Origin of the sequence: Vogesella alkaliphila, from assembly GCF_014652475.1 — a bacterium.
GTDB classification, from domain to species: domain Bacteria; phylum Pseudomonadota; class Gammaproteobacteria; order Burkholderiales; family Chromobacteriaceae; genus Vogesella; species Vogesella alkaliphila.
This window is the reverse complement of the sequence record NZ_BMYW01000006.1, coordinates 58,602-71,332: the sequence shown is the minus strand read 5'-3', so window position 1 is coordinate 71,332 and position 12,731 is coordinate 58,602. Positions and strand designations below refer to the sequence as shown.

The following is a 12,731-nucleotide window of genomic DNA, read 5'->3' as shown; positions in this document are numbered from 1 at the left end:
TCGAAAGGTGGCGGGGGTTTTAATTTATTGCTGCAATGAAATGAAGTTTATTATTTCATCCCAAAATAATTGGTTGTTTTCGTTGAATATGTCGATGAGTCCAGATTGAATGTATATTGATGATGTGAAGTCCAGTTTTTTACTCAGTTCGCTAAATATAATGTGATGATCGCATGAGGAATTCTGTATGCTCTCAATTGCGGATAGTATTCTTTGTTCGCTGAATTTGGAGAGTAGGCAGCGCTGTTTTATTAGTGAAATGAGCTCAATTCTATTTTCGTAAATGTAGTTAAAAACAATAGATTCTGGATAGCCATCACCAATGAACTTTGCGTGTTTCGGAAGGGGGGTGTCTGTAGCTGGGTCATAAATGTCGCCATCAACTAGTGCGACGGACGGAATTTTTAACAAGGGATTGTCATTGTGAAATTGACTAACCTTGAGTAAGTTTGGATATCCGCCTGCTGGAAATACTTTAGTTGTTTCGGCTAGCCCATTGCCATATCGACCCAAAGCATTTTCTACCCATTCTTTGACAAATTCATCTTCTACATAGATTGCTCGATTTGCTTCAACAGTTCCAGTGATTGCTCGTAGACTCTCTATGTTTAGTTTGCCATTCCAAGTTTTTTTGTTAATTGTTGCCCATACTGCTTCTGCTGGCAATTCGTTTACTGCATCTTGGGAGTGTGTGGTAAATATTATTTGTAGTCGCTTTCTTTTTGCAGCATTTTGAAGGTATTGGACAAAGAGTCTGACTGCAACCGGATGCAGGCCATTTTCTAGTTCTTCAATTAAAATGAGTGCATTGTCGGGCGATGATTCAATTCTATCAATTGTTTCAATTATTGAAGCTTCTCCAGCCCCAAAATGGAATTGAGAATAGCCAATTTGATTGTGAGTGCTTCCGAGGTACATTTTAATATTGGGGTTGTCTTTTCTGCGGACAACACGATAATGTTTAATGTCTTTGTCTAAAACTGCAGTAGAATATTTTGTTGTGTTTGAATTTAGGCCAATTATTTCGTAGTCATCGCTATTTCCGGCCAAGAAATTTTTGAATCTGGCAATTTCGCCAGCAGGTACTGTTCTCTGGATTTCAATGTATTCAACGTGTCTTGATCTGAATTGGTCGCGTCGCCATTGTGATTGGGCGAATCTTGCTGTTCTTGTAAAGGTTTTATCGGTGTAAATAGACTTGTCTACAAGTTCTATTTCTATACTCCATTCACTCATGCTTTCATCGCCAAGAAATGCTTTTGGAAAAAATTGGCGGGGTTTTACGTTTTTATATGAGAGGGCTGCTGACCCTAGAATTGTAGATTTGCCACCACCATTCGTGCCAATTAAGGCAGTTACCGGTGTTTTGAATTCAATTTTCTCGTCATTAAATCCCCGGACATTTCTTAGATGAATTTTTTTGATAAATTGGTTGTAATTGTTTTGCCTAACTTTGTTAATTTCTTGTTGGATTTCGCTTGGTGAAAGTTTCATTATGTTTAATCCATGCTGGTTGATAATTTTTAATTATACGGCATTTATGTCAAAGTGTTATGATTTTTTGATGGGTCCGATAGGTTGGGTCGAGTGCAATGAAGCACAACGTTTACTGCGCAAGACCAAGGTTGGCCGCAAGCAGTAAAGCTTTGCGGCCAACCTTGTTTTGGTCTGGGGTATCCGCTGCGCGGATGTTGTTATCTGCCGCTTTCCGCGCGGCGGCGGCTTACTTTCTTTTGCTTCGCCAAAAAGAAAGTAAGCAAAGAAAAGGCGACCCGAAGGGGCAAGAATTCCCGTGCAAACTGCCGCCATCCCGGCGCCGCCCATACGCTGCGCTCAAAAGAGGGCGGCTTGTTTCCGGGCTGGCGGCAGTTTGCACGGCTTGCCCCAACGGGATGGGCGCGACGGTTCGGTTTTGGCTGACGGTTGACGGTGCCGATGGTTGTAACGCGTAGCCCGGATAAGCCGCAGGCGCATCCGGGGTTGGAGCTCGGGTAAAGGTGCTGGCAATGGTGGAGGCGGGTTCCCGGATGCGGCTTCGCCTTATCCGGGCTACGGTGTTGGGTCGCCTACCATGCCGTTGATGCTCAAACGTTGGCCGCAAGCCGTTTCCGGTTTGCGGCCAACGTTGTTTTGCGATTGATCACATCGCTATGCTCAGGCCAGCAGGCGGCAGTGCCATTGTTGCAGGTCGGCGGGGATGCCGAGGTCGCGCGGGTTGCCGAAGGGGGGCCACGGGCTGTGGCCTTCGGCCAGGGCCTTGGCGGCTTCTTCCGGGGTCGGGTAGGCGGCGAGCGCCTCGCCCTCGTGCATGATGTGGTAGCGGCCATCGAGCGGCACGATCTCGAACGGGCCGTAGCGGGTGTCGTAGGTCCAGCATTTCATGATGATGCCCTCCTTGCTTTTAATGGTAGTCGACGGGGCCTGGCTGTTTGCCGCCAAATGCCGCGCGGCCGACACGAATCAGGGCTGGGCAAAAAGCTTGGCCGCAAGCTTGCCTCGCTTGCGGCCAAGCTTTTCACTCCCGCGCCGCATCTCACGCCGGCGGTGCCTTGCCGCCGCGCAGCGCCTGCAGGATGTCCATCGGGAACACGATGGTGGAGCTCTTGTCGCCGGCGATCTGCGTCAGCGTCTGCATGTAGCGCAGCTGCATCGCTTCCGGCTGCTGCGCCAGCATGCGCGCGGCTTCCAGCAGTTTTTCCGAGGCCTGCAGCTCGCCTTCGGCGTGGATGATCTTGGCGCGCCGTTCGCGTTCGGCCTCGGCCTGGCGGGCGATGGCGCGGATCATCGATTCGTTGAGGTCGACGTGCTTGATCTCGACATTGGACACCTTGATGCCCCAGCCGTCGGTCTGCGCGTCGAGCGCCTTCTGGATGTCCAGGTTCAGCCGTTCGCGCTCGGCCAGCATCTCGTCCAGCTCGTGCTTGCCCAGCACCGAGCGCAGCGTGGTCTGCGCCAGCTGGCTGGTGGCCTCCAGAAAGTTGGCGACCTGGATGATGGCGCGTTCCGGATCGACCACGCGGAAGTAGAGCACCGCGTTGACCTTCACCGACACGTTGTCGTGCGAGATCACGTCCTGCGTCGGCACGTCCATCACCACGGTACGCAGGTCGACGCGCACCATCTGCTGCACGCCGGGGATGACCAGGATCAGCCCCGGCCCCTTCACCCGCCAGAAGCGGCCGAGCATGAACACCACGCCGCGCTGGTATTCGCGCAGGATACGGAACGACGACGCCACCAGCAGCAGTGCCAGCAGCAACAGCCCACTACCCATTCCCAAGATCATGGTGATCCTCCTTTGTCGGTGTCGTCGCTTGGCGCCACCTCCAGCAGCAGCCCTTGCCGCGCGGTGACCCGCACCGGCTGGCCGCGTTTCAGCGGCGTCGCGCTATGCACGCGCCAGCATTCGCCGCGGATGCTGGCCCAGCCTTCGCCGTCCAGATCGTCCAGCATCTCGCCGCGGCTGCCGATCAGCGCCACCTCGCCGCCGACCTGCGGCCGGCGCCGGGCCTTGAGCGCCATGCCGCTGACCAGGAACACGAACAGGCCGGAGGTGGCGGCCAGTGCCAGGATCAGCCCCAGCGGCACGCCGAGGCCAGGCTGTTCGGTATCGACCAGCATCACCCCGCCGATGACGAAGGCGACGATGCCGCCCAGCCCCAGCGTGCCGAAGCTGGGCAGGAAGGCCTCGGCGATCATGCAGCCCAGCCCCAGCAGCATCAGCGCCAGCCCGGCGTAGTTGACCGGCAGCATCTGCAGCGCGTACAGCCCCAGCAGCAGGCAGGTGGCGCCGACCACGCCGGGCAGCACGAAGCCGGGGTTGGAGAATTCGAACAGCAGGCCGTAGATGCCCAGGAGCATCAGGATCATCGCCACGCTGGGGTCGGCGATCACGCCGAGGAAGCGGCTGCGCCAGTCCGGCGACAGGGTGATGACCGCGGCGCCGGCGGTGTGCAGCACCCGGGCGCCGCCGGCCATCGGCACGCTGCGGCCGTCCAGCCGCTGCAGCAGGTCGGGGATGTCGCGCGCGGTCAGGTCCACCACCCGCAGCGCCAGCGCGTCGCCGGCCGACAGGCTGACGGCCTCGCGTACCGCGCGCTCGGCCCAGGCCTCGTTGCGGCCGCGCAGCTGCGCCAGGCCACGGATGTAGGCGGCGGCGTCGTTCACCTGCTTGCGGCTCAGCGCGTCCTGGTTGCTGGTGGCCGGGGCGCTGCTGTCGGGCTTGCCGGCCTTGTCCGGCGGGCCGGTCATGCCGATCTGCACCGGGGTGGCGGCGCCGAGGTTGGTGCCGGGGGCCATCGCGGCGATGTGGCTGGCGTACAGGATGTAGGTGCCGGCGCTGGCGGCGCGGGCGCCGCTGGGGGCGACGAAGCTGGCGACCGGCACCGGCGAGGCGAGGATGGCCTTGATGATCTGCCGCATCGAGGTGTCCAGCCCGCCGGGGGTGTCCATCTGCAGCACGGCCAGCTGTGCGCCCTCGCGCTGCGCGTGCGCCAGGCTGCGGCCAACGTGGTCGGCGCTGGCCGGGCCGATGGCACCGCTGAGCGGGATGACGACGACCGGTGCCGGCGTGGCCGCCGCCGTCAGGCTCGGCAGCAGGACTAGCCAGATCACGGCGATGAACTGCCACAGCTTGCTCATTGCGAAACTCCGCGCCATCAGGGCGCTGCTTTCAGTCTAGACCATGATGTCGTGCGCCATGCGCGGGCGCGCCTGTGGTCGGGTGGGTGCCGGAGCTGGGTGGCGGTTTGGCGGCTGCGCCAGTCTGCTGTCGGCGAGGAGCCGGTATTGATGACGGGGTGGGGTGTGCGTCTTGCCTGCGGCTGCCTGGCGCGGTGATCGTGACCAGGCAGCGTAAGGGCGCGTTACTGGTGGACGGGGTAGAAGCGGGCAGGGTTCAGTGCGGGGGTAGCAGAGGAGGCTGGTCGCCAGCGTGTTTCTTCAGCTGCTTGGCGGCGCGTTTCTCCTTCGGCGTGTGCTGTGCCTGCTTTTTCGCTTCCTTGGTGCTGTGTCGGATCTTGCCCATGATGCTGCTCCTTGGCGAAGTCGCGGCGGGAGGTCGCGACTCATATCGCAGTATAGTCGCTGATCGCCGGCTGGCCATGTGCCGATGCGGCTCGGTGGTGTACCGGATCGATCGCTAACGGGCTGTTCTGTAACGGTTTATTTCGGGTGTCTTTGTGGGCTACTGCCGGTGCTGCGGGGGGGCTCGTCTCTGCGGCCAACGTTGGCCGCAACAAGCAAAACCGCCGTCACTGCAGCGTGACGGCGGTGGGGTGGCCAGGCGCACTGCGCGCCCGGCCGTCGCGTGAGGGCGCGGGGGCTTACTTGACGGCGCCACTGCCGATGACGCCGCCGACGGCCGCGCCGCCGATGGTGCCGAGGGTGTCGCCGCCGGTCAGCACCGAGCCGGCCACGCCGCCGATGGCGGCACCGATGGCGGCGTTTTTCTGGTTGTGGGTCATGCCGGCGCAGCCGGTCAGTGCCGCGATGGCGGCCAGCAGGGTCAGCGAACGGGTCAGGGTGGATTTCATTATGTGCTCCTTGGATGGGCTGGTGGGTGATGGACCAGCTGATGCTGTTCACCGGCTTTAGAAGGGCAGACCGGCGGGCAAGTTCCGCGCCGCTGGCGAATGGCGGCGCAGTGCGCTGCTGCCGGCTGCCTGTGCGTGCTGGCCAGCGTGGCGGAACGCTCCGGCGCAGGGGCGGTCCTAGCGAGTTCCTTATCATCTGCTTTCCGTTCCGGAACAAGGAGTCAGCGTTGCCGAAATCCCTCCTCATGCGCGGCCTGCTGCTGTTGCTGCCGTTCACGCCGCTGCCGGCGCTGGCGCAGTCGCTGCCCGACTATCCGGCCACCTATCGCGGCGAGCTGCCGTGTGCCGACTGCGCCGGCGTCAGCTGGCAGCTGGATCTGTGGGACGAGCGCCATTACACCCTGCGCCAGGTTTATCACGGCAAGCCGCAGCCGCTGCAGCACGACCAGATGGGCATCTGGCGCATGGAGGACGGCCGGCTGCATCTCAGCGCCGCCAACGAGGCGCCGCTGCTGTTTGCGGTGCGCAACAAGCGGCTGACCAAGCTCGACAACGACGGCCGCCTGATCGTGTCGCGCCTCAACTACTCGCTGCGCCGCGCGCGCCAGTTTGCGCCGATCGAGCCGCGGCTGCAGCTGAGCGGCCTGTACCAGTACATGGCCGATGCCGGCACCATCGATCTGTGCGAGCTGGGCATGCGCCTGCCGGTGGCGGCGGAGGGCGACAACGCCGCGCTGGAGCGCGCCTATCTGGCCGCGCGGCAGCGGCCGGGCGAGCGCTTGCTGGTGCGGATGGAGGCGACGCTGGCGCCACGCCACGACGAGGGCGGTTACCGGCTGAGCGTGATTCCGCAGCGCTTTGACAGCATCAGCCAGCGCCAGCGCTGCGATGGCGCCACCGTGCCGGACACCACCCTGCAACGGCTGCAGCAGGAGCGCTGGTACTTGCGCACGCTGGCGGGCAAGCCGATCGCCCCCAATGTGGCGCGGCCGTATTTCGAGCTGGATGCCGCCACGCAGCGGGTGAGCGGCGTGGCCGGCTGCAACCGCTTCGGCGGCAGCTACCGCCTGTCGCCGGCCAAGCTGCGCTTCCGCCAGCTGGCCAGCACGCGGCAGGCCTGCCAGCCGCAACGCGAGATCGAGCCGGCCTTTCTTGCGGCACTGGCGTCGGCGCGGCGCTGGCAATGGCAGGGCGGCGACTTGCTGTTGCTGGACGAGCACGGCCAGCAGCTGGCGAGCCTGATGCCGCTGCTGCGCTAGCCGCCCTGCCTGTTCGTGCCGCGCCGGGCAATCCATGCTGGGGTCGGCAAGGTTGGCCGCAGCGTTGCGGCCAAGCTCGGGCAGCCGCAAGAAAAACGCGCCATCCCCGGATGGCGCGTTGTCGTTGGTGGATGCTGCGTCGCGGGGGATCGGCCCGGCTCAGTTGCCCTTGCCCTTGCCGCCACCGTTGCCGCCGCCACCGCCGTTGCCGTGGCCACCGCGCTGGCTGTTGCCGCTCTTGCCCTGGCTGGCGCCCTTGCTGGCGAGGTCAACGGTGCTGTTCTTGCTGGCCGGGATGGCCGCCCGCACGCCGGGGATGGCTGGGGCGGTGCCGGAACGGGTGGTGACCGGCTCGCCGTTGATGGTCAGCGACGCACGCACGCGGTTGAGGTCGCCCTGGGTGATGCCCTTGATTGCCAGTAGGTCACGGCTGCTGGTGAAGGTGGTGGTCAGCTGCGCGTCGACGATGCGCTGGGCATCGGCGGTGCTGAAGCCGGCGGCGACCAGCTCGTCGTAGCTGGCCACGTTGACTTCCAGCGCCATGGCCGGCGTGGCCAGCAGGCCAAGAAGGATGATCAGTTGCTTCATGGTGCCCTCCTGAATAAGCGACAGTGCAGTATAGTCCGCGCCGCCGCGGGCGCCGGCCTTGTTGCGCCGCGTGTCCGGCATGAAAAAACGCGCCATCGGCGATGGCGCGTTGGCGGGGCGGCTGGCGGCGGCGCTTACTGTGCCTTGGCCTGTGCCTTGGCTACCTGGCGCCAGGCGTGCAGCAGCGGCTCGGTGTAGCCGGACGGCTGCGCGCAGCCCTTGAACACCAGGTCGCAGGCGGCCTTGAAGGCAACCGACTTGTCGAAATTACCGGCCATGTTCTGGTACAGCGGGTCGCCGGCATTCTGCTGGTCCACGACTGCGGCCATGCGCTTGAGTGTTTCCATCACTTGCGCTTCGCTGGTAATGCCGTGGCGCAGCCAGTTGGCGATGTGCTGGCTGGAGATGCGCAGCGTGGCGCGGTCTTCCATCAGGCCGACGTTGTGGATGTCCGGCACCTTGGAGCAGCCGACGCCCTGGTCGATCCAGCGCACCACGTAGCCGAGGATGCCCTGCGCGTTGTTGTCCAGCTCTTGCTGAATCTCGGCGGCGGTCCACTGCGGGTTGGCCGCCACCGGGATGGTCAGCAGGTCGTCCAGCACGTCGATTTCCTGGCCTTCCAGACCCTTCTGCACGTCCTGCACGTTGACCTGGTGGTAGTGCAGCGCGTGCAGCACGGCGGCGGTCGGCGACGGCACCCAGGCGGTGTTGGCGCCGGCTTTCGGGTGGCCGATCTTCTGCTTCAGCATCTCGGCCATCAGGTCCGGCATCGCCCACATGCCCTTGCCGATCTGCGCGTGGCCGCGCAGGCCGCAAGCGAGGCCGACCTGCACGTTGCTGCGCTCGTAGGCGGCGATCCACTTGCTGGTCTTCATGTCGCCCTTGCGGATCATCGGGCCGGCTTCCATCGCGGTGTGCATCTCGTCACCGGTACGGTCGAGGAAGCCGGTGTTGATGAAGGCGACGCGGTGGCGGGCGGCGGCGATGCAGGCTTTCAGGTTGATGCTAGTGCGGCGTTCCTCGTCCATGATGCCCAGCTTCACGGTGTACTGCGGCAGGCCGAGCAGGCTTTCCACCGCGCCGAACAGCTCGTTGGCGAACGCCACCTCGTCCGGGCCGTGCATCTTCGGTTTCACGATGTAGATGGAGCCGGCGCGCGAGTTGCCGCGGCGCTGACGGTCATGCAGCGCGATCAGGGTGGTGATCACCGCGTCCATGATGCCTTCCGGAATCTCGCGGCCGTCGCCGTCGAGGATGGCCGGGTTGCTCATCAGGTGGCCGACGTTGCGGATGAACATCAGGCTGCGGCCGTGCAGCGACAGCGCGCTGCCGTCGGCGGCGGTGTACTGGCGGTCGGGGTTCATGCGGCGGGTGAAGGTGCTGCCGCCCTTGCTGACTTCCTCGACCAGGTCGCCCTTCATCAGGCCCAGCCAGTTGCGGTACACCAGCACCTTGTCGTCGGCATCGACGGCGGCGACGGAATCCTCGCAGTCCATGATGGTGCTGATCGCCGCCTCCATCACGATGTCCTTCACGCCGGCAGCGTCCTGCGCGCCGATGGCGCTCTGCTTGTCGATCTGGATCTCGAAGTGCAGGCCGTTCTGCTTCAGCAGGATGGCGCTCGGCGCGGCGGCGTCGCCGTTGAAGCCGATGAACTGCGCCGGCTGCTTCAGGCCGCTGACGCTGCCGTTGTCCAGTGTGACCTGCAGCTGGCCGGCCACCACGGTGTAGGCGGTGGCAGCGTGGTGCGAGCCGTTCTCCAGCGCGGCCGCCTGGTCGAGGAAGTCGCGACCGAAGGCGATCACCTTGCCGCCGCGCACCGCGTTGTAGCCGCCGGCACGGCTGGCGCCGCCGTCTTCGCTGATGGCGTCGGTGCCGTACAGCGCGTCGTACAGGCTGCCCCAGCGAGCGTTGGCCGCGTTCAGCGCGTAGCGCGCGTTCATCACCGGCACCACCAGCTGCGGGCCGGCCTGTTCCGCGATCTCGCTGTCGATGTTGCTGGTGCTGATCTGTGCGTCGGCCGGAACCGGTTTCAGGTAGCCGATGCCGGCGAGGAAGGCCTTGTAGGCGGCCATGTCGGCGATCGGGCCGGGGTGGGCGCGGTGCCAGGCGTCGATCTCGCTCTGCAGGCGGTCGCGCTCGGCCAGCAGCGCGCGGTTCTTCGGCGCCAGCGTGCGCACCAGCGCATCGAACCCCTGCCAGAAGGCGGCGGCATCGACGCCGGTGCCGGGCAGCGCTTCCTGCTCGATGAAGTGGTAAAGGTTGGCCGCAACTTGCAGGCGGTGGCTCTGGATGCGCGTAGTCATGAAGTTTCTCTCTTTGTCGTCGTGCGTCGGTGGAAGACGCTTTGTTTTGGCGGATGAGTCGAGTGTACTGATGTCACGATGAGGGTAAAAGCGCCAATAATCGATAACATCTTTTACTTTTAGTTGCATAATGCTACAGCCAGCCGGCGCGCCGGAAGCGGCGCCACAGCAGCACATCCAGCAGCACCATGCTCAGCAGTGACAACGGGTAGCCCAGCGGCGCGCGCAGCTCCGGCATGTGGTCGAAGTTCATGCCGTAGATGCCGGCGATCATGGTCGGCACCGCGAACAGCGCGGCGTAGGCGGCCAGCTTCTTGCTGATGCTGCTTTCGTCCAGCGAGATCATCGCGATGTTGACCTGGATGGCGGTGGCCAGCAGGTCGCGCTGCGATTCCACGGTGTGCAGGATGCGCGACAGGTGGTCGTCCACGTCACGGAAATACTCCGGCAGCTGGTGGCAGGGTGGCGGCACGCGCCCGCCGTACAGGCGCGCGGTGGCCTCGTGCAGCGGCGCGGCGGCGTGGTGGACGCTGATCAGCTTGCGCTTGAGCGCGTACAGCGCCGCGATATTGCGCCGCGCCGAGCTGCCCTTGAGGAACAGCCGGCCTTCGATGCGGTCCAGCTCGTCTTCCAGCCGGTGGATCACGCTCAGGTAGCGGTCGACCACCGCGTCCATCAGCGCGTACAGCACGAAACCGCTGCCGTGCGCCAGCAGGTGCGGCTCGCGCTCGCAGCGCGCACGCACGTCCTGGAAGCCCTTGCGCGTCTGGTTGCGGATAGACAGCAGGAAGTTGCGGCCAACGAACAGGTCGACCTCGCCGACGTGGATGCCGTCCTCGCCGTCCGGCTCCAGTGTCTTCATCACCAGGAACAGGGTGTCGCCGTACTCCTCCAGCTTCGGGCGCTGGTGACCGTGCAGCGCGTCCTCCACCGCCAGCGGGTGCAGCGCGAACAGGTGGCCGAAATGGCTGATTTCGTCCGGGGTCGGGTCTTGCAGCGCGACCCACACCAGGCAGTCCGGCTTGGCCAGGTGTTCGGGAATGGCGTCTATCGCGATGTCGCCGAGTTTTTGGCCTTGATGGTAGGCAACGCAGTTGATCAGCATGACGGGCCTTGTGGTGACCGGTGCCGCAGGCAGGGCCGGCGGCGCCGGGTGGGAATGGCAATTGCGGTGCGGCTCTTGAAAAAAGCGTACCGTTGCGGCACTTGTTACGCATCGTATGCTAATTGTGGAGTGCTGCCGTGGCTAGCCCGGGTTTATTGCAACGTCTTACCCCGCTGTCCGGCCTGTGGCCGTTCCTGCGGCCGTATCGGGCCCGCGCGCTGCTGGCCGCGCTGGCGCTGCTGGTGGCCGCCGGTGCCACGCTGCTGCTGCCGGTGGCGTTCCGCTACCTGATCGACCACGCCTTCGTGCAGCGCGAGGCGGTCGACGGCTACTTTCTGGCGCTGTTGGCGCTGGCGCTGGTCCTGGCGCTGTTCACCGCGCTGCGTTTCTATCTGGTGTCGTGGCTGGGCGAGCGCGTCACCGCTGACGTGCGCAGCGCGGTGTACCGCCACGTGATCCGCATGAGCCCGGAATACTTCGAGACGCTGCAGACCGGCGAGGTGCTGTCGCGGCTGACCACCGACACCACGCTGGTGCAGACCGTGATCGGCACCAGCCTGTCGATGGGCTTGCGCAACCTGCTGCTGATGCTTGGCGGGCTGGTGATGCTGGCGGTGACCAGCCCCAGCCTGACCGGCTACATCCTGGTGACGCTGCTGCTGGTGATCCTGCCCATCCTGGTCTTTGGCCGCCGCGTGCGCACGCTGTCGCGCGCCAGCCAGGACCGCATCGCCGATTCCAGCGCCATGGCCGGCGAGACGCTGAACGCGGTGCAGACGGTGCAGGCCTTCGCGCAGGAGGCGCGCGAAACCGTGCGCTTCGACGGCTCGGTGGCGCTCGGCTTCGACACCGCGCTGGCGCGCATCCGCGCCCGCTCGCAGCTGACGGCGGTGGTGATCATGCTGGTGTTCGGCGCGGTGGTGTTCGTGCTGTGGCTGGGCGCGCGCGCGGTGCTGGCCGGCGAGATGTCCAGCGGCCTGCTGGCGCAGTTCATCCTCTACGCGGTGGTAACCGCCGGCGCCATCGGCGCGGTGGCCGAGGTGTGGGGCGACCTGCAGCGCGCCGCCGGCGCCACCGAGCGGCTGATGGCGCTGCTGGCACTGCGCTCACCGGTCCAGCCGCCGGCGCAGCCGCTGCCCTTGCCGGCCAGCGGCGACGGCCTGCAACTGCACGAGGTCGGCTTTGCCTACCCGTCGCGACTCGGACAGCCGTCGCTGTCCGGCATCAGCCTCGCCATCCGCCCCGGCGAACAGCTGGCGCTGGTCGGGCCGTCCGGCGCCGGCAAGACCACGCTGTTCCAGCTGCTGCTGCGCTTTTACGATCCGCAAGTTGGCCGCATCACGCTCAACGGCGTCGATGTCGCGCGGCTGGACCCGCAGGCGCTGCGCCGTCACATCGGCATCGTGCTGCAGGACACGGTGATTTTCGGCGCCAGCGCGCTGGAGAATATCCGCTACGGACGGCCGGAGGCGACGGACGAGGAAGTGTTCGCCGCCGCCCGCGCCGCCGCCGCGCACGAATTCATCGAGCGCCTGCCGGAGGGCTATCACAGCTATCTGGGCGAGCGTGGCGTGCGCCTGTCCGGCGGCCAGCGCCAGCGCATCGCCATCGCGCGCGCCATCCTGAAAAACCCGCCCATCCTGCTGCTGGACGAGGCCACCAGCGCGCTGGACGCCGAATCGGAACAGCTGGTGCAGCAGGCGCTGGAACGTGCCGCCGCCGGGCGTACCACCATCGTCATAGCCCACCGCCTGGCCACGGTGAAGCAGGCCGACCGCATCGTGGTGCTGGAGCAGGGCCGCATCGTGGCGGAGGGCAAGCACGCCGAGCTGCTGCAGCGCTCGCCGCTGTACGCCAGGCTGGCCGCATTGCAGTTCGGGCTGGCCGAGGTGGCTGCCTGAGCTGCGGCCAACCTTGTTGCGACGGGCAAGGGCGGCGA

At 64.2% G+C, this 12,731-nt stretch carries 11 protein-coding genes; 2 read left to right on the top strand and 9 right to left on the bottom strand.

From position 1 onward, the window contains the following. Positions 1–24: 24 nt before the first annotated feature. From IE100_RS10275 to IE100_RS10255, 6 genes are all read right to left on the bottom strand, one after another. Positions 25–1,494 (bottom strand): ATP-dependent nuclease, encoded by a 1,470-nt coding sequence (locus tag IE100_RS10275; protein ID WP_189373994.1) that lies wholly within the window; start codon positions 1,492–1,494, stop codon positions 25–27. Positions 1,495–2,154: 660 nt separating this feature from the next. Further along, on the bottom strand, positions 2,155–2,382 hold the full coding sequence (locus IE100_RS10270) for a hypothetical protein (protein ID WP_189373993.1): 228 nt from the start codon (positions 2,380–2,382) through the stop codon (positions 2,155–2,157). 151 nt (positions 2,383–2,533) lie between these two features. Continuing rightward, positions 2,534–3,286, bottom strand: coding sequence for a slipin family protein (locus IE100_RS10265; protein WP_189373992.1), 753 nt, complete (start codon positions 3,284–3,286; stop codon positions 2,534–2,536). Beyond that, a complete protein-coding gene (locus tag IE100_RS10260) occupies positions 3,283–4,641 on the bottom strand; it encodes an NfeD family protein (RefSeq protein ID WP_189373991.1) in 1,359 nt (452 codons plus the stop codon). Before IE100_RS10260 ends, IE100_RS10265 begins: the two co-directional genes overlap by 4 nt. A gap of 256 nt (positions 4,642–4,897) precedes the next feature. Then, positions 4,898–5,026, bottom strand: coding sequence for a hypothetical protein (locus IE100_RS16530; RefSeq protein WP_268245224.1), 129 nt, complete (start codon positions 5,024–5,026; stop codon positions 4,898–4,900). Positions 5,027–5,324: 298 nt separating this feature from the next. After that, positions 5,325–5,534 (bottom strand): YMGG-like glycine zipper-containing protein, encoded by a 210-nt coding sequence (locus IE100_RS10255; protein WP_189373990.1) that lies wholly within the window; start codon positions 5,532–5,534, stop codon positions 5,325–5,327. 227 nt (positions 5,535–5,761) lie between these two features. Between IE100_RS10255 and IE100_RS10250 the strand changes: the two genes are divergently transcribed. Continuing rightward, positions 5,762–6,793 (top strand): META domain-containing protein, encoded by a 1,032-nt coding sequence (locus IE100_RS10250; RefSeq protein WP_189373989.1) that lies wholly within the window; start codon positions 5,762–5,764, stop codon positions 6,791–6,793. A 159-nt stretch (positions 6,794–6,952) separates the two neighbouring features. Here IE100_RS10250 and IE100_RS10245 read toward each other — a convergent pair whose 3' ends face one another. The 3 genes from IE100_RS10245 to corA form a co-directional block, all read right to left on the bottom strand. Next, entirely contained in the window at positions 6,953–7,381 is a 429-nt protein-coding gene (locus tag IE100_RS10245; protein WP_189373988.1) for a ComEA family DNA-binding protein, read from the bottom strand. Positions 7,382–7,515: 134 nt separating this feature from the next. Next, on the bottom strand, positions 7,516–9,687 hold the full coding sequence (locus tag IE100_RS10240; RefSeq protein ID WP_189373987.1) for a malate synthase G: 2,172 nt from the start codon (positions 9,685–9,687) through the stop codon (positions 7,516–7,518). A gap of 133 nt (positions 9,688–9,820) precedes the next feature. Continuing rightward, positions 9,821–10,792 (bottom strand): magnesium/cobalt transporter CorA, encoded by a 972-nt coding sequence (corA, locus tag IE100_RS10235; protein WP_189373986.1) that lies wholly within the window; start codon positions 10,790–10,792, stop codon positions 9,821–9,823. Positions 10,793–10,929: 137 nt separating this feature from the next. Between corA and IE100_RS10230 the strand changes: the two genes are divergently transcribed. Then, positions 10,930–12,693 (top strand): ABC transporter transmembrane domain-containing protein, encoded by a 1,764-nt coding sequence (locus IE100_RS10230; RefSeq protein ID WP_189373985.1) that lies wholly within the window; start codon positions 10,930–10,932, stop codon positions 12,691–12,693. Positions 12,694–12,731: the final 38 nt, after the last annotated feature.